Genomic DNA, 26,074 nt, shown 5'->3' with positions numbered 1-26,074 from the left:
GTCTCGCCGCCGGCCCATGGGCTCATCACACGCACCCAGGCGGAGCTGCGTTCGTCGTTCTGGCCTTCGCGGTCCCAGTGAAATTGCACCCGGATGCGCCCGTACTCGTCCGTGTGGATGCTGCCTTCGGCGGACGGCCCCACCACGGTCGCGGTCTGCGGCGCCATCACGCGCTGCTCCACGCTGTGGAAACCGCGACTCGGCATCCATGCAACGAAGCGGCGGCTGCAGACGAAACTGTTCCTGTACTCGGCCCGCGACCCCTTTGGTTTTTCTTCTGCGGTAGCGGGCTCCTGCAGGTAGTTGTTACTCGCCCGGTGCTCCACCGAGAGGACGAGGAATTCGCTTTCGGAGCTTTCGCCTTGAGTGCGTCCGAAGTGGTCGGCCAGCCGGAACCAGCGCCCGGCCAACACGAAGCGGTTATTGCCCTGCGCCTCGAAGCGCTTGGCCTTCGCCTCGATCTCGCCGATGCGCCGACGTGCCACGCCTTCGCCTTCGAGCGAAGTCTTGAAGTGACGCGCACCACCGTACTCGTGCACCTCCAACTGGGGCACCTCGCCCTGCTGGTTGTTGCTGGGCATCGCGGCATGCTGGGGACGCGAGTTCTTGAAGTCGAAGGCGCTGACGGCCGCTTGCGCCGAGACCAGTTCGCGCACCGCGCTCCACTGGCCGATGCCATCTTCTTCTTGCGCGCCACCTTCGTCCTGGAACCGGACCTCCGGGGCCGAACCGTCCACGGCCTTGGCAAGCGTGCTGTCGTCGCACACATGCAGCGTGTGGCCCTCGGCCGAATGCTCGTACCAGTAGCTGTAGCCCGCCGCCTCCCAGCGCCGATGCAGGTAGTTGTGGTCAGTCTCCCCGCCAGCCCCACCGCCCTGCACGGCCATCGTGTGAGGTGCGTCGTCGCCGCGGACGAGCCATTCCCATTTGGGCAGCACGCCGTAGTCGTTGAAGATGGCTTCGGTCTGCGCGCGCAACGTCTGGCGATGGAACAGGCGATTGTTCGCGCGCAGCCGCAGGTACTTCAACCATGGGCCGAGCCGAGCCTCATAGAAGGCCAGGTTGCCGTCCGTGCGAACGAGCCGAAACTCGAAGACGATGCCGGTGAAATAGCGAAGCGTTCCGTCGGGGCGCACCAACTCGATGCAAAGCATCTTGCCCTGCAGGTCCTTGAGTGCCAGATCGGCATTGCTGCTCAAGAGCCCGGCCGTGAAATCGAAGTCGCGCGACAGGCCTTCCGAAGCAGAGAGGGTGTTGACCAAGAGGTCGGCACCCGCGGGCTCGCCGCCCTGGGGGAACGACAGTCGCAACAGCCGGTCGTGCTGACGGCCAGCGACAAGCTCCGCGAGACGATGGCCCGATGGGTCGCTCATCGGATGCGCCCGTGCAAGAACAATCTCGCCACGATGTGGTTCACGCAGACCCCTCCCCTTTTGATTCTTGTTTTCAAGAAACGCGCGCCGTGACGCGTATTGCCCAATTGCAGCCAAACACATCAGGCTCGCTCCCGGCCCGATCATGTGAAGGTGATTGTCTTTCTATTTGATCGCTATTTTCTCACGCGTGCCAGAGGAGTTTTTGCAGCGCAACTACGAGTAAGCCATTGGTTTTCCAATCGAGAAATGAACTACTTCCGAGTTAAAAAGAGCACCTTATTAAGGTGCGAGATAGAACTTGGAACTGCCCATGAAACCCAAATGACAATTAAATCAAAAGTTCAAACTTCAATTTCGAACTCGTGAAGAAACGAGACGTGTCGGTGGTACAGGCTGCGTGCGACCTCGACGTGCACGAGAAGGTGCTGCGCAATTGAGTGCGCCCTGCAGCTTCAATCTGCTGACGCAACTCGGCCGCGCGAGCTCTGCTAGGTTGAGGTACTTCTGTGGCGAACCCTCGCAGATCCCGGAATGAGCGTTGAGCTTCTTGACTGCGGATTGATAGATTCGCTGCAGGCGTCGCCATCGCTCTCCATTTTTAATAGCTCGCCTTCAAAGCGAACCCTCTCGTTGAGGCGCCCCTAAGAAAGAAGTGGTGGGATTCTGCGGACGGCCATCTCACGACATTTCGTCGCCCCAATTTCCTCGTGAAAAAAAATAGCGGCAGCGACCTCACAACTGGCCGCCCGAGCCTGCGCGCGCTGCGCCACCCCGATGCCCGTCACCGAGCACCACCGCTGTGAGCCGGCTCAGGAAGCCGTCGACGACACAACCGGCGACTCCGGCCGTTCGGCCTGCGGCGTCGGGACTCAGCCGCATTTTTTCAACCGTTTTCCGTGGCCAGAACCTGCCGGGAAAACCACCGAATACCCAGAACAGGTGAGTGTGCTTGTTTACATTTGTCGCAAGAATGAATACTTTCATTCCCCAGGAAACCGAAGAGCCGCAGAGCTCGGTCAGGGTGGGTTCTGGACTGCATGGTCGATTGGACAAATGTCGTCATCTCACTCGGTTTCCGCCTGCCCCTGCCACTTGCAAGACATGGATCGCCAGCCGCGCACCGCGTGGATGCGCCTGCTGCCCTGGCTGCGCATGTACCGCTGCTCGCGCTGCAACAAGCCGCGGCTCCTTTCCAAGCAGAAGGTGGACAACGCCCGCCTCCTGCACGCGGCCCAGGTGCGCGCACGCGGCGGCTGAGCGCGCCCGCCGGCAGCTTCCCTGCTATCATTTTTGCGTTCGTGCGCCCTGCGCGAACCGGGCCGAGGACGACCTCGGCCTTGCACACCTCCACCTTGCAAGGGACGGCCCTTCACTTCTCACGAAGTCCTTCATGGCCGACCTGCCCTCGCACCCCTCTTCTCCCGCGCCCCAAGGCGCCCCGCCCCGCCTGGTGCCGCCCGCCACCTGGGCCCTGATCGGCGCCGCCTGGCTCGTGGTCGGGCTCTTCGTCGCTTTCGGCGACAAATGGCTGGCCGCGCCCATCAGTCCCGTGGTGGCCGGCTGCGTTTTTCTTGCGCTGTTCGTCACCATCCTGGCCGCGTCGTTCGGCGTGGTGCGTGAAGCCGATCACCTGGCGCATCAGCTGGGCGAGCCCTACGGCACGCTGATCCTGACGCTCTCGATCGTGTCGATCGAGGTGATCCTCATTGCGTCGGTGCTGCTCGGCCCGGGCGAGTTTCCGACCATCGGGCGCGACTCGATCTTCGCCGTGATGATGATCATCCTGAACCTCGTGATCGGCATCTGCCTGATCGCGGGCGCGGCCCGCCACGGCGACCAGGAGTACAACGCGCAGGGCGCCGGCGCCTACCTGTCGATGATCGTGCTGCTGACCGGCACGGCGCTGGTGCTGCCCAACCACACGACCGGCGCGGGCGAGTTCACGCCGGTGCAGGCGATCGGCATGTCGGTGCTCACGGCCGTGCTGTACGGCGCGTTCCTCTGGATGCAGATGCGCAGCCACCAGCGCTTCTTCATTCAGCCGGCGCCGGGGCAGATGTCGGTGCGGGAGACCGCGCCCTCACCTGCCACGCAGGCGGATCACACCCGCCTGGACAAGCGCGCCGTGGTCGTTCGTTCGCTGCTGTTGCTCGCGATGATCCTGCCGATCGTGCTGCTCGCGCACTACCTCGCGGTGGTCACCGACTACGGCATTGCCGCGGCCGGCGCGCCTGCTGCGGTGGGCGGCGTGCTCATCGCCATCATCGTGTTCACGCCCGAGTCGATCACCGCCGTGCGCGCTGCGATGAACAACGAAATGCAGCGCGCCATCAACCTGTGCCTGGGCGCCTTTGTCTCGACCGTGGGGCTCACGGTGCCGGCCGTGCTGGTCATCGGGCTGGTCACGGGCAAGCAGGTGCTCATGGGCATCTCGGGCGCGGAAACGCTGCTGTTCGCGGTGACGGCGGTGCTGAGCCTGCTGAGCTTCAACGGACAGCGCACGTCGCCGATCCAGGGGCTCATGCACCTGATGCTGTTTGCGGTCTACGGGATGCTGCTTTTCCTGCCCTGAGGCTGCGCGAAATTCGCAGCCTCAACGCGTGACCGGGTTACCCCACGGTCTGCGCCTTCGCACGACAGGCGGACGCCCCGGTGAGGTACCTCGCCCTCTCCGGGGCCTCCCCAAGCTGCGCCATGCCCTCTCACTGCCCCTGTGCAGACGCTGATTTATCCGCATGCAATTCAATGCAAATATAGTTACCAAACGTTAATGGAATGCGATTTCAATTGCTTCTGAACACCAAAGTAGTAATGTGAACTCGTCACACGTTGTGGTCTCAGGTAAGAAAAATGTATTCCAATCTGTCACAGCCGGGCTTCGTCGTCTCCACTGCGATCTCTCGCGGTGCCTGACATGGTTCATGCACAGGATGCATCCCCATGCGAGTCCACGACTCCGCCCCCCGCATCGACGCCAGCCTGGCGGCGGATGCGCTCATGGTGGGACGCATGCGGCTCGTGCTGTCGATTTCGGCCCTGCTGGCGATCACGGTCGACGCCGCCGATAGCCGGAACCAGGTCCCCGCGGCCGTCTGGCTGGCCTTCCTCGGCTACATCCTTCACAGCCTGCTGATCCACGTCTGCACGGCGGTGGGGCGGCCCTACTTCCAGGGCAAGGCGATCCACTGGTCCGACGTGCTGTGGTTCACGTTGATCCTCGCGGTGACCGACGGCACCCACAGCCTGTTCTTTCTTTTCTACTTCTTCGCGATCCTCACCTCCTCGTTCCGCTGGGGCTTCGAGGAAGGCGCCCGCGTAACGATCGCGTCGGTCGTCTCGTTCATTGCCTGCGGGCTGGCCACGGGCACCGACGACATGCCGCAGTTGCTGATGCGCACCGCCTTCCTGCTCGCGCTCGGGCACATGATCGTGTACTGGGGCGGTTCCAAGCTCGCGCTGCAACGGCGCCTGGCGCTGCTGGGCGACGTGAGCCAGCTGTCGAACCCGCGCTTCGGCGCCGGGCGCACCATCGCCCGCACGATGGAACGCACGCTGGCCTTCTTCAAGGCCAGCCATTGCATCCTGCTGACGCGCGACCGCGCCACCGGCACCTGGCTGCTGCGCACGCTGCGCGAGGACGACGCCTGCGAACAGGTACGCATCGAGACAATCGGCCGCCTCACGGCATCGCCGTTCATGGCCCTGGCGCCAGACAGCATCGTGCTGAGCCACCGCCTGCCCTGGCCGCTGAACCACCTGCGCGCGCAGCATCAAGTCTTCGAAGCGGGTACTACCGGCTGGCGCAGCGCCGACGCAGAAGGCGCGCAGCGCTGCAGCACGATCGCCGCCATGCTGGAGGCCCGCGCCTTCATCAGCGCGCCGCTGCCGATGCGCCTGGGCGAAGGCCGGGTGTTCATCTCGTCGCGCGACGGGCGGCTCGGCAAGTCCGACGCGATGTTCCTCGCCCACCTCATGGCGCAGATCTTCCCGGTCATCGAGACCATCGAGGTGCTCGACCGGATGGCCTCGGAAGCCGCATCGACCGAGCGCCTGAAGATCGCACTCGACCTGCACGACACCGCGATCCAGCCCTACATCGGCCTGCGCATGGGCCTGTGCGCGCTGCGCAAGCGGGCCGGCGCCGACAACCCGCTGCGCGAAGACCTCGACAAACTCTCGGACGTGGCCGACGGCGTGATTGCCGACCTGCGCCGCTACGCTGGCGAAGTCAGGCACGGCGCCGACGATGCCTGCGGGCTCGTGCGGCCCCACCTCGAACGCCAGGCCGCGCGGATCAAGGGCCTGTACGGCATCGACATCGACATCGTGATGGCCATCGATGCCCCGCTGCACTTGGACGACCGCGTGACCGCGGAGCTGCTGCAGATGGTGAGCGAAGGGCTCAACAACATCTGCAAGCACACCCATGCACGCCACGGCAGCGTGCGCATCGACTGCAAGAACGGCCAGCTGGCGTTGTGCATCGAGAACGACGCCTGCCAGGAAAGCTTCACCGCTTTCCATCCCCGCTCTCTCACCGAGCGCGCCGCGGCCCTGGGCGGCCAGGCGCATGTCGACCGATGCGCGAACGGCGGCACGGCGGTGCGGATCGAAATCCCGATCTGACCGCGCCGCAGACACTGGAGGAGTCCGTCATGCAAACCCTTGACCACCTTGACCACCCTATTGCCGTCCTGCTCGTGGACGACCACAAGACCATGCTCTGGGGCCTGTCGAAGCTGATCGACGGCGAACAGCCGCGCATGAAGGTGGTCGGCACAGCCAGCTGTTGCGACGAAGCGGTGGCCACGGCGCAAAGCCTCGCGCCCGATGTCATCGTGCTCGACCTCGACCTGGACGGCCACAGTGCGCTGGACATCCTGCCGCGGCTGCTGGCCAACGAGGTGTCGCGCGTGATGGTGCTGACGGCGGAAAAAGAACAGCGCACGCTCGACCTGGCCGTGCTGCGCGGCGCACGCGGCGTGGTGGGCAAGGACGCCTCGGCGCAGCAGCTGCTCGACGCCATCGAGCGCGTGTTCCGCGGCGAGCTCTGCGTCGACGCGCAGACCATGGGGCGCGTCTTCTCCGAGCTCACGGCGGCGAAGAAGCCGCCGAAGGCCGATTCCGACACGGCGCGGCAGGCCACGCTGACGCACAAGGAACGCGAGATCATCCGCATCGTCGCGACCGGCTGCGGCGCCTCCAACAAGGCGCTCGCCGAGCGCGCCTTCGTCACCGAACACACGCTGCGCAACCACCTGTGCGCGATCTACCAGAAGCTGGGCCTCACGAACCGGCTCGAGCTGTACATCTACGCGGTCAAGCATCAGCTCGACACGCAGGCGCACTGAACCGCGCAGTCGCTGCTGCTGCGGCGCGTGCGCGCCCCTCGCTAATGCCCGGCCAGCATCGGCCCAATCATCCGGATCACGCGGATCGCCGCCGGCGTCAGGATCACGAGCGAGATGCACGGGAAGATGCACACCACCAGCGGCAGCAGCATCTTGGTCGGCACCTTCGCCGCCAGCTCCTCGGCGCGCACCTGGCGCTTGTGGCGCAGGTCGTCCGAGAACACGCGCAGCGACTCCCCGATGCTGGTACCGAAGCGGTCCGCCTGGGTCAGCATGGTGGCGAAGGTGCCTATTTCTTCCACGCCCGTGCGAAGAGCCAGGTTGCGCAGCGACTTCTCGCGTGTGCCGCCCGCGCGCATTTCCAGGTTGGTCCAGTGCAGCTCCTGCGCGAGCGCCCGGCTCTTGATCTCGATTTCCTCGGTGACCTTGGCCAGCCCGGCGTCCAGCCCGAGCCCCGCCTCCACGCACACCAGCATGAGGTCGGCCGCGTCGGGAAAGTTCTCGAAGATCTCGCGGCGCCGCGCACGGATGCGCAGGCGCAGCACCAGGTTGGGCAGGTAGCAGCCGGCCAGCGCGGCCAGCGCGAGCCACAGCAGCATCGTCATGCCGCCCTCCGACCCCGTCGCGCGCAGCACGAGGAACGCGACGGCCGCGAAGCCCAGCGGCAGCAGCGTCTTCAGGCCGAAGTAGACGAGGGTCGCATCCGGATGGCGAATGCCGGCGTTCAGGAAGCGCACGCGCAGCGGCGACAGGTCGGCGTCACTGGTCGGCGACGACAGCTGCGCGAACGGACCGACGAGCTTGACGGCCGTCTCGGTCCAGGCCGTCTTGCCGGCCGGCAGCGTCACCGCCTGCAGCCGCTGCGCGGCGCGCGTCGGGGACAACCACACCGCCAGGCCGACAATGGCCAGCGACACGGACAGAAAAACCAGGATGGGGAACAGCAGGGCCATGGCGCTTCTCCTTCAGACGCGAATCTTCACGATCTTGCGCAGGAGCACGATGCCCAGCAGCATCAGCACCAGCATGTAGCGCAGCACCGACTGGCCGATCGGATCGGTCCACAGCGGCGACATGAACTCGGGATTGAAGATGTTCATGAGCGCCGCCAGCGCGAACGGCATGACACCCAGGATCCAGGCCGACAGCCGCCCCTCGGACGACAGCACCCGCACCCGCGCGAGCAGCTTGAAGCGCGCGCGAATCAGCCGGCTCAGGTTGCCCAGCACCTCGGTCAGGTTGCCGCCCGAATCGCGCTGGATCAGCACCGACACCACGAAGTAGCGCAGGTCGGTGAGCGGCACGCGTTCGCTGAGGTTGGTCAGCGCCTGTTGCAGCGAGACGCCGAAGTTCACCTCGTCGGCCACCAGGCGGAACTCGCCGGCAATCGGCTCGGGCATTTCCTCGCCGATCATCTGCAGGCCGCTGGCAAAGGAGTGGCCCGCGCGCAGGGCGCGCGTCACGAGGTCCAGCGCGTCCGGCAGCTGTTTTTCGAGGCGCTCCAACCGCTGGCTGCGCCGATGCTGCAGGTACAAGACGGGAAGCGCCGCCGCCAAGGCCCCAGCCAGAAGCGCCAGCATCACGGGCTGGTGCGCCAGCCACACGGCACAGAACGCGAACACGCCGAGCACACCACAGGCCAGCAGAAAGCTGGACACCGTCCACTCCAGGCCCGCCTGCAGGATGAAGCGGTCCAGCCGGTGCGCCCGCGGCAGCGCCAGCAACTGGCGCTGCATCCAGGGCACGCTGCTGAGCATGCGTTCCTTGGCGAGATGGGCCTGCGACGTGCGGTCGACCGCGGCGGACATCGCCTGCAGCCGCTTCTCGATCTTGCGCGCGTCGGGCCCCTTGTAGGACCGCCACAGCAGATAGAGCCCCTCGATCATGAGCAGCGCGGTCACGAAGACCAGCACCGTGACCGTGATCAGCGTGTCACCACCCAGGTTGTCGAACATGGCGAGCTCCTATTCGAAGTGCTTTTCGGGATCGAAGATGTGGTCGGGCAACTCCACGCCGAACGCGTGCAGCCGCTCCATGAACTTCGGCCGCACGCCGGTCGCGTGGAAATGGCCGCGCACCTGGCCGTCGGGCCCCATGCCCGTCTGGTGAAAGGTGAAGATCTCCTGCATGGTGACGATCTCGCCCTCCATGCCGGTGATCTCCTGGATGCTCGTGACCTTGCGTCGCCCGTCGATCAGCCGCAGCACCTGCACCACCACCGTGATCGCCGAGGCAATCTGCTGGCGCACGGTGCGGTGCGGCAGGTTCAGGTTCGCCATGCCGATCATGTTTTCGAGCCGCGCCAGCGCATCGCGCGGCGAGTTGGCGTGGATGGTGGTGAGCGAGCCTTCGTGGCCGGTGTTCATGGCCTGCAGCATGTCGACCGCCTCGGCGCCGCGCACCTCGCCGATCACGATGCGGTCGGGCCGCATGCGCAGCGCGTTGCGCACCAGCGCGCGCTGCGTGATCTCGCCCTTGCCCTCGATATTCGTCGGCCGCGTCTCCATGCGGGCCACGTGCGGCTGCTGCAGCTGAAGCTCGGCCGCGTCCTCGATGGTGATGATGCGCTCGGACTCCGGAATGAAGCCCGAGAGAATGTTCAGCAGCGTGGTCTTCCCTGCGCCGGTGCCGCCCGAGATCAGCATGTTGACCTTCGCCTGTGCCAGGCCTTCGAGCATCTGCGCCATCGGCGGCGTGAGCGACTTGAGGTCGTTCACAAGGTTGTTCATGCGCAGCGGGATCTTCGCGAAGCGACGGATCGACATCATCGGTCCGTCGAGCGCCACCGGCGCAATGACGGCGTTGACCCGCGAGCCGTCGGGCAGCCGCGCATCGACCATGGGGCTGGACTCGTCGATGCGGCGCCCGACCAGCGAGACGATCTTATCGATGATGCGCAGCAGGTGCTTCTCGTCGGTGAAGCTCACGTTGGTCAGCTCCAGCCGCCCTCGCCGCTCCACGTAGATGCTGGTGGGCGAATTCACCAGAATGTCGGACACGGTCGGATCGGCCATCAGCAGCTCGATCGGCCCGAAGCCCAGCATCTCGTGCTGGATGTCGCGAATCAGCGTGCGCCGCTCGATGTCGTTGAGCGCCTCGGGCTCTTCCTGCAGGAGCCGCCCGACCATCGTCGAGATTTCCTGCCGCAGGGCGTCGGGTTGCAGGGTTTCGAGCGCCGCCAGGTCGAAGCGCTCCAGCAGCTTCAGGTGCATGCGCTCCTTCAGCTGCTTGTAGGTGTCCGAGGCGAAAGGCGACGTGGTCAGCTCGACGACCGGCCCAGTTGGCCCCACGGGCCGCCCGCCGGCATCGCCCTCGATCGCATTGAGTTGGTCCCTGAATGACATGGTTGGCACCTCCGCCTGGGTATTGATGGAATCCGATCCGGCTCAGGCACGGCGGAACAGCCGCCCCATGAAGCCGGGCGTCGCCTCCGGGCGCGGACTGAGCGTGTGGGCGATCTCGTCGAGGCGCTTGGCGAGCGCGCTGCCGCGCGACATCTCCGCCAGCGGTACGCCGCGGTTGATGGACGCATCGACGTCCTTGCCGCCGTCCGGCACCGTCGTGAACGTCGCACCGGGCAGCGACCGGCGCATGTCCGACAACCCGATCTCGCCGCCGCCGGCGCTGCGGTTCACCAGCAGTTCGACCTTGCCGGGCGCGTAGCCCAGCGACTTGAACACCTGCACCAGCCGCGTCACGTTGCGGATGTGCGGCAGGCTGGCCTGCAGCACGGGGAAGATGCGCTCCGCGCGGTCGAGCACGCGCAGCGTGAGCGTGTCGATGCGCGTGCCGAGGTCGAAGATCACGAAGTCGTACTGCGCGAGCGCCACCTGCAGGATGGCGTCGATGTGCTCGGCCTTGACGTCCATCGCGCGCGCCAGGTCCTCGGGCGCGGGCAGGATGCTGTAGCTTGGCGACACGCGCACCACGCTCGCCGCAAGCAGCGAGGCATCGAGGCGCGCGATGTCGCGCGCCACGTCGGCCATCGTCGCGGTCGGGCGCAGGTCGCTCACATACGACAGCGCATCGCCGAACTGCAGGTTCAGGTCGATCAGCAGCACGGAGCGCTCGCGCGACAGCTGGTGCGCGATGTTGGTCGCCAGAAAGGTCGCGCCGCTGCCGCCCTTGCACGGCATGAACGCCACCACCCGCCCCGGGCTGCGCGCCTGCGATCCGGCCATCTTGAGCGCAATGCGGTCGACGGCGGCCTCGAGCGCGGCGGCGTCGGCGGGCGACGGCAGCACCTCGCGCACGCCCGCGCGCATCGAGTGGATCAAAAATTCGGGCGTCTGCATCGCGCACAGCAGCACCACCGCCACCGTCGGATGCCGCAAGGTCAGCGCCTCCACCAGCGAGAGCTCCTGCGGGTCGCAGCACATGCCGTCGACCAGCATCAGGTCGGGCGCGACCTTCTCGACGACCGCCTGCATCCGGCTCTTGCCGCCTTCGAAGAGCGACACGGCATGGCCGCGCGGCTCCAGCACCTTGCGCATGTCCTGCAGGTGGTTCGGATTGGGAGAAACGATGGCGATCTTCATGGTCGTGTCCGGTGTGCTGTCAGGAACAGATGGCCGCGCTGTGCGGGTCTTGCCGCATGACCTCGCGGGGCAGGAAGGTGGAGAAACCCGGCATCGGGATGAGCGGCGCAACGGCCCCCACGATCGGGGAGATCCATTGGTAGTTCAGGCCGGTGATGCTGACCGTGACACCCTGGCAGGTGCTCGCCGTGCAGTCCAAGGGAACCCAGTCCACGCTCACGGTCTGCACCTGCGGCAGCAAGGCCTTCATCCGGGCGAGCACGAGGTCCTGCTTCGTGGTGTCGTCGCACACCACGGCATAGCGCGCGCCGGCGCGCGTCGCCTCGTTGGCCGCGTTCCAGGTGAACAGCATGCGGGCGAAGTCCACGATGCCGAGCACCAGCATCAGGAAGATCAGAAGGCCCAGCGCGAACTCGAGGGTGGTCGCGCCCTTGGCGTGGTGTCTCATGATGGCGCCCTCATGGTGGCGGTGATGTTGCTGAAGACGATGTTGCCGTTGGCGTCGGCGAACTGCACGCCGAACACCGACGGAAACAGCGAGTGGAAGGTGTAGCCGGTGATACGCACCGTGACCGTGTTGATGATCGGGTCCGCCCCCGCCGATTGCCAGGTGCAGCACGTGTCGGCCGGCACGTTCGCCAGGCTCAGGCCGCGCGCCAATGGCACGCCGGTGTCGACGGTGTTGCCGAACACGAGCAGGTTGCGCGCCTCGGCGATCTTCGTGCCGGGCGTCTGCACCGAGAGATAGCGCACCGCGTCGCGGGCCGACTTGGTGAGCGTGTTGTATTCGTACATGGCGCGCCCGAACTCGGTGGTGATGAAGGTGAGCAGCAGCAGCAGCGGCATGATCAGCGCCAGCTCGATCAGCGCGGCGCCGCGTTGCCGGCGGAAAGAGGTTGTCTTCGTCGTCATGGCGCTCACCTCACAAGGACGGGAACCAGCGGGCCTGCCGAACCACCGGGGAGACCGCTCGTGGTGCAGGGACTCGACGTCGGCGAAACCACGCCGGCGTTGCCGAGGTATTCGAGCTGCGTGTCGCCCATGGGAATCTGCAGCGGCTGGAGCATCAGGAAGCAGAGGTAATCGATGACGTGGGACGACCCATCGACCACCGGTGCCGTGACGATGCGGCGGTCCATGCCGTACTGCCTGTGCCCCCCCGCGACGTTGCCGGGCGCCGCGAGCTTCTGGAAGCTGTTGAGCGTCAGGCCCGTGCGCGTTTCGCAGCCGCTCAGGCTCGTTCCGGTGTCGTCGCACGACGCGAAGGCCGCGCGCTTGGTCACGAAGTTCTTCGCGCTGGCTGGCGCACCGGGAGGCGGGCTGCCGTCGTAGGCATTGGGTGGCGTGCCGTCTGAGCGCGCGGGCCAGTTGGTCGTGGTGTAGGCGTAGCCCGTGTAGTCCGGACGCCCCGCGCTCGGACTGCCGCTGTTCTTGTAGATGCCGAAGCGCTCGTTCCAGACCTCGGCGATCACGGCCTGCACGCCGGGAGTGCCGATCGGGTCGCCAATCTCGGTCTCACAGTCGCTGCCGCTCAATTCATCCCGGGTTTCGTCGGCGCTGTTGGTGCCGTTGAGGTTGGCCCAGCCGATCTGACCGCCGACCGCCGCGTTCTGGGCCCTGATCAACGTCAACCACTCGCCCCGGACGAAGCCGTAGTCAGGGGCGGTACCGCCGGGCCTGGGCTTGACCAGGACCGGAATGGGACACGTGGTCTGGGCGCTGCCACGGGTTGCCACGGCGTTGGCTGCGACGCTGCGCGTGGATGGATAGCTGGCGTAATCGCCGGAGAACGCGCCCATGGCCTGCATGAGCCAGATCTGGATGTTGGGTTGGGTGTGGGTGCACTGCGCATAGCGTGCGTTGGCGGATGCGGTGGTGACCACGTAGGACGCATCGCGGAACGTGATGTCGGCCACCTGGAGCTTGCCTTGGCCGCTCCAGGTGGCCGACTGCAGGTTCACGTTGTTGGCATTGCCGGCGGTCTGGCCCGCACTTTGCGCCCTGCTGATGGCCGTGCTTTCCCCATTGAGTTCATTCGCGGCGGCCAGCGCGCAGCTGTCCACCGCTGTCTGCAGCTCGGTGCGGGCGACGAAGAGCCGGCCGAAGTCGAGCGCGATGCCCATGAAGCCGAGCAGGAACAGCATGAACAGCGCGACCGTGATGATCATCGCGCCGCGCTGGCGGCGAGGGGAGCGGCTGGCTTTCATGATCGGTCCTCGGACTGGGCGATAAAAAGAAGGACACCGGATGCGTCAGGCGCAGCCGTTCCCGTTCAGGCACGCGACCAACCGCACGTGCAAGCCGTCGATGCTCGTCGCGATCGTGGCCGGTTGCAGCGCGATCACCAGCACGATGGAAATGACGGCGATGATCAAGGCGTACTCGACCACCTGGGCGCCGTCCTCGTCTGTCAGCAATGACTTGAACATGGTGATGACCTCGTGTCGTTGTGGACGGAAATTGCGCAAAGGCACCGGAAATTGCGGAAGAAAGCAAGCCTCGAGGTAAAGCCCACCTTCTTCCGCCCTCCCAACACACTTCAGACGCAGCCGCCCGTCGTCGAAGTCAGGCAGGTTCCGACACGGGTGATGAAGGTCCCGAAGTCGCCATCGTCGGCCGTGAGGGCCTTCAGGGCAACGACCAGTGCGATCGAGACGACCGCGATGATCAGCGCGTACTCGACGACCTGGGCGCCTTCTTCGTCGCGCAGGAAACCGTTCGTGGATTGACCGAGGGTCTGGAAAAACTTGTTCATGGCTCTTTCCTTTCAAGGGATGGACTACAGAAAATCACATTGAAAAACAGGGAGATCGAATGTCATGCGTGTCGTGGCGTTCTCCTTTCCATGTGGAAGCTGATGTGGAACGGGTCCGCAAAGTCGCGGTCTTTCATTTCCCCGAGCCGCCGCCCTGGCCACCGATCTGCCCGCCAATGTTGATGACATTGACTGCCGGTGGTGGCTTCTTGTAAGACTCGTGGTACTGCACCATCGACTCGCGCGACGCGCGGCCGTCCATGCCTGTGACCGGATCGCCGTTCTTGCCGGCGTTCGGGTTGAGCGTCATCTTCTTTCTGGCGTCGCGCACGGCCTCGCCGAAGCGCGCGTCGTAGTGGGGCGTGACGCTCGAGCAGCCTGCAGCCAGGAGGCATGCGAGCACGAGGGGTGTCGATCGGATGAACATGGCGGGGCTCCTCACGGGGTTTGGCTGGCCGGGGCGGCAGGGGCCGGGGTGCTGCTTTCGAGGGCGCCGTTCAGGTACATCTCGGCGCGGCTGGGCAGCACGTGGTTGTCGGTCGGCACGCGCGGCGGCTCGGCCAGCGGACGCACCAGGCGCGGCGTGATGACGAACATCAGCTCGGTCTGCTCGTTCTGGAACTCGGTGCTGCGAAACAGCGCGCCCATCACAGGCACTTCGCCCAGGCCCGGATAGCGCTTGACCGCCTCCGTCGCGTTGCTCTTGATCAGGCCGGCGATGACGAAGCTTTGTCCGTCGTTGAGCTGCACCGTGGTGTCGGCGCGCCGCACCGTGAGCGACGGCAGCACGGACGTCACGCCGCCGACTGTGGTGAAGGGCGAGCCGGTCTGCGTCAGGTCCGACACCTCCGACACCATCTTCAGGTTGATGCGGTCGCCGTTGAGCACCGTCGGCATGAACTTGACGCCGATACCGAACTCTTTTTCTTCCAGCGTGATGGTGCTCCCGTTGGCGCCGCTTCCGGTTTGCGATACCGGAATGAAGATCTTGCCGCCCGACAGGAAGCTGGCGTTCTGGCCGCTGATGGCCATGATGTTGGGCTCGGCCAGGACGCGCACCAGGCCGTCGTCCTTCTGGCCGTCGATGGTCACCACGCCGCGGCCGATGCGCAGCGCCTCGACCAGGCCGCCGCCCGCGCTCAGGAAATTGGAGATCAGCGAGTAGTTGTGCAGCCCGCCGCCGCTCATGCGCGAGATGCCGACACGCGCGCCCAGCCGGTCGAGCAGGGTCTTGCTGACCTCGGCGATCTTCACTTCGAGCATCACCTGCTGGGGGGCCCCGACGCGCAGCAGGTTCACCACCTTCTTGCCGTCGGCGCCGTAGGCCGAAGCCAGGCTCATGACGTCGTCGAGCTTCAGCGCGTCGCTGATCTCGCCGGTGAGCACGATGGAGCGCTCGGCGCTGCGCACGCGGATGCCGCGCTCTTCGGGCATCAGCTCGGCCAGCTTGGCCTGCAGCGCCCCGGGATCGATGGTGACGATCACGTCCTTGATGTGGCAGGTGCCGTCGGCACTCTGGAGCACGACGTTCATCGAGCCGGCCTGGCGGCCGCGGAAGAACAGGTCGGTCGGGCTCAGCAGCGTGACCTCGATGTCGCCGACGCCTTCACTCTTGGGCACGGGGGGCGCCGCCGCGCCCTGCGGTGCCGCCGGCGCGGCCGCCTGGCCCTGGGGCTGGCCGCTGACCACGATGCGCACGGCACGCACCCTCAACGGAATGACCACCGACTTGCCGAGCACGGCATAGGTCGGCTCGCTGTCCGGAATGATGGCGGTGCAGCGCCGGCTGGCCGGGGCTGCGGGCGCTGCCGCAGCAGCAAGTGCAGCGGGCGCAGGCATGGCGGCGGCCGTGACCGGGGCGGTTGCCACGACGTCCGCGGCCATGGCGGGTGTCGCCACTGTCGCGAAGGTCGCCAGCAGACGGGCGATGGTTGTTGTGAGTGGGCGCACTTGGTGTTCCTCCTGGCGATCGATCAGAAACAGGTGAGCGAGCGACTGGCGTGCTGGATCACTTCCACGCACTCGGAGGCTCGCGGCGTGGCGGGGCCTGCCTGCCGTGCACGCGGACGGGCCGGTGCAGCTGCGGTAGCGACGACCGGCACCAGGTCCTTCTTCTCGCCGAACAGCTGCCCCTTGGTGATGCCCAGGGTGGCGACGGTGGTCTTGTCCATCTGGTTGCGCAGCACCAGCGACAGGGTGCCCACGCTGCGTGCAAGGTCGAGCTTCTCGGAGTCTTCGAGCGAGAGCTCCAGCGTCACCGCGCTCACGACCTTCGGCTTGGTGTCGTCGCGGTTGGCCTCCTGGGCCACCGCCAGCACCAGCACCTTCTCGAGCACGGTCTTGCTGATCTGCAGCGCGTCTTCGCCGCGCCCCTTGTCCTGCTGGGCGTTGACCATCACGTCGACGTAGTTGCCCGGCAGCGCGAAGCCGGCGACGCCGACGACGTCGTTGACGCGCACCGTCATGGCCCGTTTGCCGCTGGCGATCACCGCCGACAGCCCGCCCTGCGTGCCCACCGGCGCCAGCTTGCCCTCCATGAGCGCTTCGCCGCGCAACACGCCGACCTTCACCACGCGGTCGTTCAGCGCCTTGATGTCGCTGAAAGCGCCGTTCGGTATCGAGCCGCTGGGCCAGTCGACGGTGGACAGCATCTGCGCGTTGACGCGGCTGCCCAGGTCGATGTCGACCGCGGCCACCACGACCTTGTTGGACGCGATGCCGCTTTGCCGCGAGACCCAGCCGGTCGCGTAGACCGCGGCCGCCAGCCCGAACAGCAGGGCCAGAAAGATCAGCCCGATCGCCTTGATGTTCTTCATACGAACCTCCGCCAAAGGTGAAACATGTAGGAGCTAGACAAAGCCCAGCTGGTGCGCCAGCACTTGGACCACCGTGCCCGCCGCAATGCACAGGCCGTAGGGCAACTTGCCCACGGACTGGCCCGCCTGCAGGCGCCCGTCGGGCCGCACGCCCACGATGCTGGAAATGAACATGCCCTGTGCCGCGGCCTTGACGTTGCCGAGCATGTGGACGAGGCGGCGGCGATGGATCGCGAAGGCCAGCGCCGCAACGCCGCCCGCAATGAAAGTGAAGAGCAAGGCCATCAGCGTCTGCTGCGGTCCGAGGAAAGCCCCGGTCATGGCCATCAGCTTGACGTCGCCGGCGCCCATGATCCCCAGCGCATAGAACGGCAGCATCGCTGCGAAGCCCACACCCAGGCCACCGAAGGCGGCCAGTGCACCGGATGACGGCGTGCGTGCCGCCAGCGTTCCGTAGATGAGGGCGAAGAACGCGCCGCCGAAGGTCAGCCAGTTGGGAATGCGATAGGAGCGCCAGTCGCTGACAGCCGCCACGCCGAGCAGCGCGAAGAGCGCCAGCATGCGGATGTCGGTCGCCAGCATCGCGAGCAGTTCCAGGACAGCGTTGAGTTCCTGCATGGCGGGCTCCCCGTGCTCAGGCGCTGCGCCGCAAGGCGAGCACCAGCAGAAGGGCCACGACCACCACCAGCGCACCGATCAGTGCGAACTCCATGAACGACATGCCGGCGTCTTCGCGCAGCAGGCTCAGGGCGGTTCTGGGCAGAACTTCGAGCGGTTCCATGCGGATTCCCCAGTGGTCGTGACCGGCCGAAACCGCTGGCCTTCCCGGCGTGGGAAGAAGCGTTCGGCATGGGGGTGACTGTAGGAATCGGGCCGCGTTCGCACATGAGCGGAGCGCCCTTTTCTAGGGGAGTCAGGCGCCCCGCGATGGCGCGGGAGCGGGCATGACAAAACGCCTACCTGACAAGGCAGGCCAAAGCGCAGGCGCGCTTCAGATCACCTGCGCGTCGCGCAGCGCCGCGAGCTGCGCCGCATCGAGCCCCAGCTCGCCGTACACCTCGGCGTTGTGCTGCCCGGTGCGCGGCCCCGTGCCGGCCGGGCGAACGCCTTCGCGGCCCACGAAGCGCGGCACCGCCGCCGGTGCCGGCACCGTGCCGAACTGCTCATCGGGCACGTCGATGAAGGCGCCACGTGCCTGCATGTGCGGATCGGCCTGCAGGTCGGCGATCGAATACACCTTGCTGTAGGGCACGTCTTCGCGGTCCAGCCGCACGGCCAACTCTGCGAATGGGAGGCTGGCACACCAGTCGGCAATGATGCGGTCAAGCGCCTCGAGGTGGCGGATGCGCGCGGCGTTGTCGGCAAAGCGAACATCGGTGAGCAGGTCTTCGCGACCAATCGCGCGGCAGATGCGCGCGAAGATCGGCCCGCCCGTGCCCACCAGCGTGAACCACACGCCATCGGCTGCGCGGAACACGTTGGAAGGCGCGGTGTAGGTGGCACGCGAGCCGGTGCGCTCTCGCACCACGCCGCCGATGCGGTGCTCGGCCGCCAGCGGATCGAGCAGGCGCGACATCGCCTCGGTGGCCGACAGGTCGATCTCGGCGCCCCGCTGCTGATCGCGCGGCAACGCGTTGCGCTCGGCCAGCGCGGTGCTGATGGCAAAGGCACCGAACAGGCCCGCCACCACATCGCCCAGCGGGTAGTTCATGTGCTGCGGCGGGCCGCCGGGTTCGCCGGTCAGGTGCGTGAAGCCGCTCATCGCTTCGAAGATGCGGGCAAAGCCCGGCCGGCGCGCATACGGCCCGGTCTGGCCGAAGCCCGTGAGGCGCAGCACGATGAGGCGCGGGTTGGCCGCGTGCAGCGTGGCGATGTCCAGGCCCCAGCCGTCGAGCGTGCCGGTGCGGAAGTTTTCCACCAGCACGTCGAAGCCGGCGATGAGCTGCAAAAACAGCACGCGGCCCTCGGGCTTGCGCACGTCCAGCGAGATGCCCTTCTTGCCGCGGTTGGCGGTCTTCCAGAACAGCGGATGGCCTTCGTGCACCGGCGTGAGTCCGCGCAGCGGATCACCGCCGCCCGGCAGTTCGAGCTTGACGACGTCGGCGCCCATGTCGCCGCACAGCGTGGCCGAGAACGGCGCGGCGAGCACGGTCGCCATGTCGAGGATGCGCACTCCGCGCAGGGGGGCGTGGTCAGCAGGCTGGCCCATCAGTTGCCCTTCAGGTCGACGCGCTTGAGCACGGGGTCCCACAGCTTGCGGTCGGCGGCGATGCGTTGGCCGTAAGCGGGCAGCGACGGATCGAGCGAGGCCGCGCCCAACTTGGCCAGCTTGTCCTTCACCGCAGGCAAGGCCTTGGCCAGCGCCGCGCGCAGCGGACGCATCACCGCGTCGGGCGTGCCCTTGGGCGCGACGATGCCCACCCACAGGCCGCTGTCGAAGCCCTGCAGGCCCAACTCGGCGAAGGTGGGCACGTCGGGCGCCGAGGGCGAGCGCGAGCGGCCGGTCTGCGCCAGGATTCGGATCTGCCCGCTGCTCATGTAGGGCAGTGTGCCGCCGAGGTTGTTGCACATCACCGGAATGTGGCCGGCGATCAGGTCGTTCACTGCGGGCGCGTTCCCCTTGTAGGGCACGTGCTGCATCTTGATGCCGGCCTGGTGGTTGATCATTTCGCACACCAGATGCGACGGCGTGCTCGGGCCCGCGGAGCCGAAGGCGAGTTGGCCCGGCTTGGCCTTGTCGGCGGCGATGAGCTCGGGCAGCTTCTGGTACGGCGTCTTGGCGTTGACCGCGATGACGTTGGGCAGATCGGCCACCAGGCCCACGGGCACGAAGTCGTCCACCGGGTTCCAGCTGAGCCCCTTGTGCACATACGGCAGAAAGATGTTGGTCAGGCCCGCCATGAGCAGCGTGTAGCCGTCGGGCGTGGACTTGGCGACGAGCTCGGAGCCGATCAGGCTGCCGGCGCCGGGCTTGTTCTCCACGATGACCGGCTGGCCCAGCGCATGGCCCAGCGCCAGCGCCACCTCGCGCGCCACCAGGTCGGTGCTGCCACCGGCGGGGAAAGGCACCACCAGCTTCACGGGACGGTCGGGGAAAGCAGCCATCGCCAGCGAGCCGGCCAGGCTGAGTGCAAGGCCTGCGGCCACGTGCGAAAGTTTTTTACTCAAGGACGTCATCATCAGTCTCCAGTTTCTCTGTGTGTGTTCAGCGTCTCAATGCGTGAGGAAGCGACGGCCGAGCGTGGCGCGGTGCAGCTCGGAAGCGCCGTCGTAGATGCGAAACGGCCGCAGCTCGCGCACGATGAGGGCGATGGGCGCGTCTTCCGACATGCCCAGCGCACCGCACATCTGCGCCGCGCGGTCGGCCACGCGGTTCAGGGCTTCGGACACGAAGACCTTCGTCATCGCCGACTCGGTCTTCACCGACGAGCCCTCGTCCATGCGCCGCGCGCAGTCCAGGCTCATGAGCCGGCTGGCGTGCAGGTCGATGTGGCAGTCGGCCACCATCGCCTGGATCTGCTGTAGGTCGGCCAGCCGATCGCCGAACGAGGTGCGCTCGCACACGTAGGCCTGAGCGATCTCGAGCGCGCGCCGTGCACGGCCCATGAGCCGCAGGCAGTGCGACAGCCGCGCAGGCTCCAGCCGCTGCTGCGCCTCGACGAAGCCCGAGCCCACCTCGCCGAGCACCGCGTCACCGCTCACGCGGCAGGCCGTGAAGCGCAGCTCGCCGTGCCCGCCGACGGCAAACGGATCGATGGCCTTGATGGCGCGCACCAGCGAAAGGCCCGGGTGGTCCATGTCCACGATGAACTGCGTGGGGCCCTCTTCCGTCTGCGCCAGCATGATGCAGAAGGCCGCGCCCACCGCACCGGTGATGAACCACTTGTGGCCGTCGATGACCCAGCCATCACCGTCTCGCCGCGCGGTGGAGCGCAGCATCGACGGGTCGGAGCCCGCGCCGGGGGCCGGTTCGGTCATCGCAAAGCACGAGCGGATGCGGCCCTCGGCCAGCGGCCGCAGGTAGCGCTGCTGCTGCGCGGGCGTGCCCCGGCGCAGCAGGCTGATCATGTTGGGCTGGTCGGGCGCCGCGCAGTTGAGCGCGGCCGGGCCGAGGTAGCTGCGCCCGGCCTCTTCGAACACCGCCGCTCGCTCGACCCACGACAGGCCCAGCCCGCCCTCCTCTGCCGGCATCTGCGGCAGGTACAGGCCCAGCTCGCGCGCGACCGGGCGCAGCTGCGACAGCGCGGCGTCCAGCGCCAGCGGGTCGTGCACGTGGGCGTTCGATTCGAGCGGAATGCAATGCCGCTCGACGAAGTCGCGCACCTGCGCCGCGAGGTCCGCACGCGAGTTCATCGCGTGCCCGCCTCGCGCAGCGCCAGCTTGGCGATGTTCAACTGATGGATCTGGCTTGTGCCCTCGTACAGGCGGAACAGGCGCACGTCGCGGTAGTAGCGCTCGATGGGGCTGAAGTCGGCCACGTAGCCGGAGCCGCCGAACATCTGCACCGCACGGTCGGCCACGCGACCGCACATCTCGGACGCGAAGTACTTGCACATCGAGGCCGACAGGGCCACGTCTTCGCCGCGATCGCGCGCACGCGCCGCTTCGAGAATCATCGAGCGCGCCGCGTAGATGTCGGTGCGGCTGTCGGCGATCATGGCTTGCACCAGCTGGAAGTCGGCCACCGCCTGGCCGAACTGGTTGCGGCTGCTGGTGTGCGCCATGGCCAGGTCCAGCATGCGGATGGCCGGGCCCGTGCACAGCGCCGCCAGATGCAGGCGCTGCTTGTTGAGCACCTTCATCACCGTCTGGAAGCCCGTGCCCTCGCGCCCGCCGATGAGCTGGTCGGCGTGCACACGGCATTCATTGAAATGCACGTCCGACACGAACGAGCCGGCCTGGCCCATCATGCGGTAGGGCTCGCCCGTCGTGAGGCCCGGGCCGCGCTCGACCAGGAACGCCGACACGCCCTTGCTGCCCTTCGAGCCTTCTTCGGTGCGGGCGATGACCGTGAACACATCGGCCACCGGCGCGTTGGTGATGAAGCGCTTGCTGCCGTTGAGCACGTAGTGGTCGCCCTCACGGCGCGCCGTGGTCTGCACGTTGCTCGCCTCCGAGCCCGCCTCGGGCTCCGTCAACGCCAGGCAGCCGGTGAGTTCGCCCGTGGCCATGCGCGGCAGCCAGCGCTGCTTCTGCGCCTCGGTGCCGTCGGCCACCAGCGCTTCGGAGCCGATGCCCGTGTTGGTGCCCACGCGGGCACGCAGCGCCACCGACGACTGCGACAGCTCCATCGCGCACAGCACCAGCTCTTCGGTCGTCAGGCCCAGGCCGCCGTAGGCCTCGGGAATGCTCCAGCCGAAGTAGCCCTTGCGCCGGAGCTCGTCGACCACGTCGGGCGGGATGTCGTTGTCGCGGCTGACCTGTTCTTCCAGCGGATGCCAGCGTTCGCGAACGAAGGCACGGATGTCGGCCCGCAGGGCCTCGAAGTGGGGGGTGTCTCGGATCATGGTGAGCGCGACTGTAGGAAGCAGGTCCACAATCACCGGCACTGAATTTCAATTATTGAAACTGCGATTCACACCCATGCCCCGCCCCACCCAGAATCGCCGCCAGCCCATGAAGGACTCCGACGACCTGCGCCGGGTACGCGACGAAGACCCGTACTTTGCCGGCACCCTGGCCAAAGGCCTGCTCATCCTGCAGACCTTTGTCAGCGATCCGCGCGCGCACGCCAACAGCGAGTTCGCCACCAAGCTGGGCCTGCCGCGCCCGACCGTCTCGCGCCTGTGCCGCACCCTGCTGGCCATGGGTTTCCTGGACCACGACGAGCGGCTCGACCGCTACTTCATCGGCCCCGCCGCCGTCGCGCTGTGCTACCCCTACGTCATCAACACGCCCCTGCTGGCCATGCTGCGCCCGGCCATGCAGCAGCTGGCCGACCGCATCGAAGGCGCGGTCTCGGTCGGCGTGACCAACGACCTCGACGTGGTCTACCTGGAAACCTGTGCCCACGAAGGCGGCACCCTCAAGCGCCCCGGCGTGGGCGCCGTGCGCGGCATCGTCGAAACGGCCATGGGGCGTGCGTGGCTGGCGCAGCTGCCTGCGGGCGAGCGCCAGGAGTTCCTTGCCCGCGTGAAGCGCGAACGGCCTGAGGAGCACGCGCGTTGCATGGAAGGCGTGCGCGAGAGCGTCGCGAACTACGCCAAGCGCGGCTTCGCGATCAATCTCGGCGATTCAGGGTTCGGCGTGCTCGCTGCGGGAGCGGCGGCGCGCGTTCGCTACGGGCCGCGGCGGCTGCTGTTCAACTGCGCGGTGCCGGGGTTTCACTGGAAGAAATCGCAGCTGCTGGACACGATCGGGCCGGGCTTGGTGCAGTTGGTGGGGGCGGCGGATCGGCAGTCGGGGTTGCGGTAAACCGACGCAGGTCCCGCGTTTCTCAGCGCCTCGGCCTGCGGGTTGTCGATGGCCCACGAGGCATCGATTTCAACGGCCTGGTGTCTCGAGTCACTGCCGACGGCGACGTAGCCCTGCCGGAGCGCGCCCAGGCTGATGAAGTTCAGCGCAGGTATCGACCCGTTGAACCCGCCGCCGCCACGCCCCGAGGCAACACCGAAGACACCCCGTCCACCGCCTCCTCTGCCGCAGGACGCAACGAGTGTGGCGATCGCGGTGGTCGCCAGGAAACGAGCACCGGTCTTGCGTGCAAACACGCATCCTGTGAATGAACGGATCCGTGCCATGAAATGAATGACGGCAGCCACCGTGTCAGGGGCAATCGGACACCACCTTGTCGCCCGCAAAGCGATGTCCCATCCAGTCGAGCACGAGCGGCATGCCGAGCACACCGCCTGTGGCGTGTTCGGTGATGCCGAGGGTGCGGAAGTTGACTTTGGCGCCGAGGGCGCACCAGTCGGCGAACAGTTGCTTGACGTCCTGATGCGGCACGACTTCGTCCAGCAGGCCGCCATACACCAGGGCCGGGACCGCGGGGGCCAGCGTACCGGTCCGGTTCTCGGCAAGGCGTGCCTTCCAGTTCGGCCGCGCCAGAAGGCCGGGCGGATCGACCAGCACCGCGTCGCTCAACCCCGGGTAGGTGGCGGCGGCTTCGATGGTGCATTTCTTATCGCGCAGATCGGCCACCACATGCTGCCCGTACGGGGTGAGGATCGACTGCAGGTCGAGTTCCGGGTAAGCGGCATTCATGCCGATGGCCATGTACGCAACGAGGCCGCCGAAGAGGCCGCCGTTGAATTGCGTGTACAGCAGACCATCGAGGCGCGCGGGCGCCGCGCCCGCCGACACGCCTTTGAGCTTGAGCGCAGGCGCATAGCCGGGCTGCAGTTGCGCGGCCCAGGCCGCGGCATGCCCGCCCTGCGAGTAACCGATGATGCCGACGGGTGCGTCGGCCGAGAGCCTTGCAGCGCCCAGTTGCTGGGCGGCCAGCGCCGCATCGAGCACGGCATGGCCTTCGGACTTTCCGACCACCCAGGGATGATCGCCCGGCGTGCCCAGGCCCTGGTAGTCGGTCATGGCGATGGCCCAGCCCTGCGCCAGTGTCAGGGGCGTGGCGCCTGCAATCGCCTCGTACTCGGTACCGATCGCATACTGGTGCGAAGGGGCGCAGTTGTCGGCGACGCCCTGGGTGCCTGGCGCCCAGGCAATGATCGGGCGATGGCCCGCGAACCACGGCGTCCACGGCACCAGCACCGTGCCCGTCACGGCAATGGCCTTGCCGCTGGCGTCGGTGGACTTGTACATGATCTGCCAACCCGAGACGAGCAGCAGGCCGAGCGGAATGAACGGCCGTGAGCGAATCAAGGTGCCATGGGGTCCGTCCGGAAGCGTTTCGGGCGGCGTGTAGAAAGCATCCTCGCGCGGGTCCTGCAGGGGTCCGGCCATTGCCGGCGCCGCCCCGCCAAGCACAGCGGCCAGCACCGCGAAAATCAGGCCCGGACGTCCCACGCGATGCCAGATGGCCATGGCGAGACTTGCAATGCGTGTCGGCATACGGCTCATCGATGTTCCTTCGTTGCGATGATGGGGAATCCGCCTGGCTACGGAGCGCGCGCCCCTTGGCGTCACGCACCCAGTTTTCGGGCGATCAGGTCTTTCATGATTTCCGTCGTTCCGCCGTAGATGCGCTGGATGCGCGCATCGGCGTACAGGCGGGCGATCGGGTACTCGGCCATGTAGCCGTAGCCGCCGAACAGCTGCAGGCATTCGTCGACGACCTTGCCCTGTTGCTCGGTGCACCACCACTTGGCCATGTAGGCGGCCTCGTTGTCGAGCGTGCCGTCGAGCATGCGCTGGGTGCAGTCGTTGACGAAGCTGCGCACCACGTGCGCGATGGTGGCGCACTCGGCGAGCTTGAAGCGCGTGTTCTGGAAGTCGAACACCGTCTGGCAGAAGGCCTTGCGCTCCCGCGTGTAGGCCACAGTCAGTTCCAGCGCACGCTCGATCACGGCCGCCGCCGGCACGCACAGCAGCAGGCGCTCGAAGGGCAACTGGCTCATCAGCTGCACGAAGCCCTCGCCCTCCTTCTCGCCCAGCAGCTGGTCGGCCGGCACGCGCATGCCGTCGAAGAACAGCTCGGCCGTGTCAGACGCATGCTGCCCCAGCTTCTCGAGGCGCCGACCGACGCGAAAGCCCGGCAGGTCTTCGGTTTCGAGCACCACCAGCGACACACCGCGGCTGCCGGCATCGCCGGTGCGCACCGCCACCACCAGCAGGTTGGCTGTGAAGCCGTTGGTGATGAAGGTCTTGGCACCGTCGATCACGTAGTCGTTGCCTTCGCGCCGGGCGCGGGTGCGCAGCGCCTTCAGATCGGAGCCGCAGCCGGGCTCGGTGAGCGCGATGCCGGCCAGCAGCTCGCCGCTGGCAAGCCGGGGCAGCCAGCGCTGCTTCTGTGCCTCGGTGCCGTAGTCGAGGATGTAGTGCGCAGCAATCGAGTGCACGGCAACGTTGGCCGGAAACTCGGCCCTGGCCAGCTCGTCCTGCACGACCAGCTGATGGGCCAGCGTGGCACCGGCGCCTTCGTAGGCCTCGTCGAGTTCGGGCAACAGGAAACCCATCTGCCCGAACGGCCGCCAGACCTCGCGCGGAATGAAGCCCTGGCGGCGCCAGCCGTCGAGATGCGGCGACAGCTCGCCGGCGATGTAGCGGCGCACCTGGTCGCGAAACGCGTCGATTTCTTCGTCCATCCAGCGATGGCGATGCAGTCGGGGCAGCATGTTCCGCG

General features: G+C 66.9%; 26 protein-coding genes. 5 read left to right on the top strand and 21 right to left on the bottom strand.

Features of this window, described 5'->3' with window-relative positions; all coding sequences use genetic code 11:
- The coding region (locus tag AAG801_RS08515; protein ID WP_341888015.1) for a type VI secretion system Vgr family protein at positions 1–1,373 on the bottom strand (1,373 nt) is incomplete at its 3' end.
- A 777-nt stretch (positions 1,374–2,150) separates the two neighbouring features.
- Here AAG801_RS08515 and AAG801_RS08510 point away from each other — a divergent pair.
- The 4 genes from AAG801_RS08510 (at position 2,151) to AAG801_RS08495 (ending at position 6,727) form a co-directional block, all read left to right on the top strand.
- Entirely contained in the window at positions 2,151–2,633 is a 483-nt protein-coding gene (locus AAG801_RS08510) for a hypothetical protein (RefSeq protein ID WP_341888014.1), read from the top strand.
- 133 nt (positions 2,634–2,766) lie between these two features.
- On the top strand, positions 2,767–3,948 hold the full coding sequence (locus tag AAG801_RS08505) for a calcium:proton antiporter (protein WP_341888013.1): 1,182 nt from the start codon (positions 2,767–2,769) through the stop codon (positions 3,946–3,948).
- Positions 3,949–4,316: 368 nt separating this feature from the next.
- Complete coding sequence (locus tag AAG801_RS08500) at positions 4,317–6,002, top strand: histidine kinase (RefSeq protein WP_341888012.1); 1,686 nt, start codon at positions 4,317–4,319, stop codon at positions 6,000–6,002.
- Between the two features lie 29 nt (positions 6,003–6,031).
- Positions 6,032–6,727: a response regulator transcription factor gene (locus AAG801_RS08495; protein ID WP_341888011.1), complete on the top strand. Its 696-nt coding sequence runs from the start codon at positions 6,032–6,034 to the stop codon at positions 6,725–6,727.
- Positions 6,728–6,768: 41 nt separating this feature from the next.
- Here AAG801_RS08495 and AAG801_RS08490 read toward each other — a convergent pair whose 3' ends face one another.
- The 18 genes from AAG801_RS08490 to AAG801_RS08405 form a co-directional block, all read right to left on the bottom strand.
- Entirely contained in the window at positions 6,769–7,680 is a 912-nt protein-coding gene (locus tag AAG801_RS08490) for a type II secretion system F family protein (RefSeq protein WP_341888010.1), read from the bottom strand.
- 12 nt (positions 7,681–7,692) lie between these two features.
- Entirely contained in the window at positions 7,693–8,682 is a 990-nt protein-coding gene (locus AAG801_RS08485; RefSeq protein ID WP_341888009.1) for a type II secretion system F family protein, read from the bottom strand.
- Between the two features lie 9 nt (positions 8,683–8,691).
- The gene (locus AAG801_RS08480) at positions 8,692–10,071 is read right to left on the bottom strand and encodes a CpaF family protein (protein ID WP_341888008.1); all 1,380 of its coding nucleotides are present in this window, start codon (positions 10,069–10,071) and stop codon (positions 8,692–8,694) included.
- A 42-nt stretch (positions 10,072–10,113) separates the two neighbouring features.
- Entirely contained in the window at positions 10,114–11,265 is a 1,152-nt protein-coding gene (locus AAG801_RS08475; RefSeq protein WP_153283516.1) for an AAA family ATPase, read from the bottom strand.
- A 19-nt stretch (positions 11,266–11,284) separates the two neighbouring features.
- Positions 11,285–11,713, bottom strand: a complete 429-nt coding sequence (locus AAG801_RS08470) for a TadE/TadG family type IV pilus assembly protein (RefSeq protein ID WP_341888007.1) — start codon at positions 11,711–11,713, stop codon at positions 11,285–11,287.
- Positions 11,710–12,177 (bottom strand): TadE/TadG family type IV pilus assembly protein, encoded by a 468-nt coding sequence (locus AAG801_RS08465; protein WP_341888006.1) that lies wholly within the window; start codon positions 12,175–12,177, stop codon positions 11,710–11,712. The genes AAG801_RS08470 and AAG801_RS08465 overlap by 4 nt, the downstream gene beginning before the upstream one ends.
- 5 nt (positions 12,178–12,182) lie before the next feature.
- Entirely contained in the window at positions 12,183–13,472 is a 1,290-nt protein-coding gene (locus tag AAG801_RS08460) for a Tad domain-containing protein (protein ID WP_341888005.1), read from the bottom strand.
- 45 nt (positions 13,473–13,517) lie between these two features.
- Positions 13,518–13,694 carry a Flp family type IVb pilin gene (locus tag AAG801_RS08455; RefSeq protein WP_341888004.1) on the bottom strand — a complete coding sequence of 59 codons (177 nt, stop codon included), beginning with the start codon at positions 13,692–13,694 and terminating at the stop codon, positions 13,518–13,520.
- 110 nt (positions 13,695–13,804) lie between these two features.
- Entirely contained in the window at positions 13,805–14,020 is a 216-nt protein-coding gene (locus tag AAG801_RS08450) for a Flp family type IVb pilin (RefSeq protein WP_341888003.1), read from the bottom strand.
- Between the two features lie 133 nt (positions 14,021–14,153).
- Positions 14,154–14,447 (bottom strand): hypothetical protein, encoded by a 294-nt coding sequence (locus AAG801_RS08445; RefSeq protein ID WP_341888002.1) that lies wholly within the window; start codon positions 14,445–14,447, stop codon positions 14,154–14,156.
- A gap of 11 nt (positions 14,448–14,458) precedes the next feature.
- Positions 14,459–15,859 (bottom strand): type II and III secretion system protein family protein, encoded by a 1,401-nt coding sequence (locus AAG801_RS08440; RefSeq protein WP_341888016.1) that lies wholly within the window; start codon positions 15,857–15,859, stop codon positions 14,459–14,461.
- Positions 15,860–15,993: 134 nt separating this feature from the next.
- Entirely contained in the window at positions 15,994–16,836 is an 843-nt protein-coding gene (gene cpaB, locus AAG801_RS08435; RefSeq protein WP_153283509.1) for a Flp pilus assembly protein CpaB, read from the bottom strand.
- A 33-nt stretch (positions 16,837–16,869) separates the two neighbouring features.
- Entirely contained in the window at positions 16,870–17,454 is a 585-nt protein-coding gene (locus AAG801_RS08430; RefSeq protein ID WP_341888001.1) for an A24 family peptidase, read from the bottom strand.
- Positions 17,455–17,470: 16 nt separating this feature from the next.
- Entirely contained in the window at positions 17,471–17,617 is a 147-nt protein-coding gene (locus AAG801_RS08425) for a hypothetical protein (RefSeq protein ID WP_192192337.1), read from the bottom strand.
- A gap of 210 nt (positions 17,618–17,827) precedes the next feature.
- Positions 17,828–19,045, bottom strand: a complete 1,218-nt coding sequence (locus AAG801_RS08420; protein ID WP_341888000.1) for a CoA transferase — start codon at positions 19,043–19,045, stop codon at positions 17,828–17,830.
- Positions 19,045–20,013 (bottom strand): tripartite tricarboxylate transporter substrate binding protein, encoded by a 969-nt coding sequence (locus AAG801_RS08415; protein WP_341887999.1) that lies wholly within the window; start codon positions 20,011–20,013, stop codon positions 19,045–19,047. Before AAG801_RS08415 ends, AAG801_RS08420 begins: the two co-directional genes overlap by 1 nt.
- Before the next feature lie 36 nt (positions 20,014–20,049).
- Positions 20,050–21,189, bottom strand: a complete 1,140-nt coding sequence (locus tag AAG801_RS08410) for an acyl-CoA dehydrogenase family protein (RefSeq protein WP_341887998.1) — start codon at positions 21,187–21,189, stop codon at positions 20,050–20,052.
- On the bottom strand, positions 21,186–22,343 hold the full coding sequence (locus AAG801_RS08405) for an acyl-CoA dehydrogenase family protein (RefSeq protein WP_341887997.1): 1,158 nt from the start codon (positions 22,341–22,343) through the stop codon (positions 21,186–21,188). Before AAG801_RS08405 ends, AAG801_RS08410 begins: the two co-directional genes overlap by 4 nt.
- A gap of 76 nt (positions 22,344–22,419) precedes the next feature.
- Here AAG801_RS08405 and AAG801_RS08400 point away from each other — a divergent pair, with 76 nt between their 5' ends.
- Complete coding sequence (locus AAG801_RS08400; protein WP_099790488.1) at positions 22,420–23,250, top strand: helix-turn-helix domain-containing protein; 831 nt, start codon at positions 22,420–22,422, stop codon at positions 23,248–23,250.
- Between the two features lie 351 nt (positions 23,251–23,601).
- Here the strand turns inward: AAG801_RS08400 and AAG801_RS08395 are convergent, their stop codons facing one another.
- Positions 23,602–24,852: a lipase family protein gene (locus AAG801_RS08395; RefSeq protein WP_341887996.1), complete on the bottom strand. Its 1,251-nt coding sequence runs from the start codon at positions 24,850–24,852 to the stop codon at positions 23,602–23,604.
- A 62-nt stretch (positions 24,853–24,914) separates the two neighbouring features.
- Positions 24,915–26,066 carry an acyl-CoA dehydrogenase family protein gene (locus AAG801_RS08390; RefSeq protein WP_341887995.1) on the bottom strand — a complete coding sequence of 384 codons (1,152 nt, stop codon included), beginning with the start codon at positions 26,064–26,066 and terminating at the stop codon, positions 24,915–24,917.
- Positions 26,067–26,074 lie beyond the last annotated feature (8 nt).

It is taken from the genome of Variovorax sp. YR752 (genome assembly GCF_943372545.1).
The sequence above is the reverse complement of the archived record's forward strand: the minus strand, read 5'-3'. Positions and strand labels throughout refer to the sequence as shown.

Bases quoted from the DNA above. Each gene is read 5' to 3' on its own strand.
- AAG801_RS08510 (WP_341888014.1), top strand. From the start codon at position 2,151: ATGCCCGTCACCGAGCACCACCGCTGTGAGCCGGCTCAGGAAGCCGTC.
- AAG801_RS08405 (WP_341887997.1), bottom strand. From the start codon at position 22,343: ATGATCCGAGACACCCCCCACTTCGAGGCCCTGCGGGCCGACATCCGT.
- AAG801_RS08475 (WP_153283516.1), bottom strand. From the start codon at position 11,265: ATGAAGATCGCCATCGTTTCTCCCAATCCGAACCACCTGCAGGACATG.
- AAG801_RS08460 (WP_341888005.1), bottom strand. From the start codon at position 13,472: ATGAAAGCCAGCCGCTCCCCTCGCCGCCAGCGCGGCGCGATGATCATC.
- AAG801_RS08415 (WP_341887999.1), bottom strand. From the start codon at position 20,013: ATGACGTCCTTGAGTAAAAAACTTTCGCACGTGGCCGCAGGCCTTGCA.
- AAG801_RS08465 (WP_341888006.1), bottom strand. From the start codon at position 12,177: ATGACGACGAAGACAACCTCTTTCCGCCGGCAACGCGGCGCCGCGCTG.
- AAG801_RS08430 (WP_341888001.1), bottom strand. From the start codon at position 17,454: ATGCAGGAACTCAACGCTGTCCTGGAACTGCTCGCGATGCTGGCGACC.
- AAG801_RS08440 (WP_341888016.1), bottom strand. From the start codon at position 15,859: ATGCCTGCGCCCGCTGCACTTGCTGCTGCGGCAGCGCCCGCAGCCCCG.
- AAG801_RS08495 (WP_341888011.1), top strand. From the start codon at position 6,032: ATGCAAACCCTTGACCACCTTGACCACCCTATTGCCGTCCTGCTCGTG.
- AAG801_RS08450 (WP_341888003.1), bottom strand. From the start codon at position 14,020: ATGAACAAGTTTTTCCAGACCCTCGGTCAATCCACGAACGGTTTCCTG.
- AAG801_RS08400 (WP_099790488.1), top strand. From the start codon at position 22,420: ATGCCCCGCCCCACCCAGAATCGCCGCCAGCCCATGAAGGACTCCGAC.
- AAG801_RS08395 (WP_341887996.1), bottom strand. From the start codon at position 24,852: ATGAGCCGTATGCCGACACGCATTGCAAGTCTCGCCATGGCCATCTGG.
- AAG801_RS08505 (WP_341888013.1), top strand. From the start codon at position 2,767: ATGGCCGACCTGCCCTCGCACCCCTCTTCTCCCGCGCCCCAAGGCGCC.
- cpaB (WP_153283509.1), bottom strand. From the start codon at position 16,836: ATGAAGAACATCAAGGCGATCGGGCTGATCTTTCTGGCCCTGCTGTTC.
- AAG801_RS08455 (WP_341888004.1), bottom strand. From the start codon at position 13,694: ATGTTCAAGTCATTGCTGACAGACGAGGACGGCGCCCAGGTGGTCGAG.
- AAG801_RS08480 (WP_341888008.1), bottom strand. From the start codon at position 10,071: ATGTCATTCAGGGACCAACTCAATGCGATCGAGGGCGATGCCGGCGGG.
- AAG801_RS08490 (WP_341888010.1), bottom strand. From the start codon at position 7,680: ATGGCCCTGCTGTTCCCCATCCTGGTTTTTCTGTCCGTGTCGCTGGCC.
- AAG801_RS08485 (WP_341888009.1), bottom strand. From the start codon at position 8,682: ATGTTCGACAACCTGGGTGGTGACACGCTGATCACGGTCACGGTGCTG.
- AAG801_RS08445 (WP_341888002.1), bottom strand. From the start codon at position 14,447: ATGTTCATCCGATCGACACCCCTCGTGCTCGCATGCCTCCTGGCTGCA.
- AAG801_RS08410 (WP_341887998.1), bottom strand. From the start codon at position 21,189: ATGAACTCGCGTGCGGACCTCGCGGCGCAGGTGCGCGACTTCGTCGAG.
- AAG801_RS08420 (WP_341888000.1), bottom strand. From the start codon at position 19,045: ATGGGCCAGCCTGCTGACCACGCCCCCCTGCGCGGAGTGCGCATCCTC.
- AAG801_RS08500 (WP_341888012.1), top strand. From the start codon at position 4,317: ATGCGAGTCCACGACTCCGCCCCCCGCATCGACGCCAGCCTGGCGGCG.
- AAG801_RS08425 (WP_192192337.1), bottom strand. From the start codon at position 17,617: ATGGAACCGCTCGAAGTTCTGCCCAGAACCGCCCTGAGCCTGCTGCGC.
- AAG801_RS08390 (WP_341887995.1), bottom strand. From the start codon at position 26,066: ATGCTGCCCCGACTGCATCGCCATCGCTGGATGGACGAAGAAATCGAC.
- AAG801_RS08470 (WP_341888007.1), bottom strand. From the start codon at position 11,713: ATGAGACACCACGCCAAGGGCGCGACCACCCTCGAGTTCGCGCTGGGC.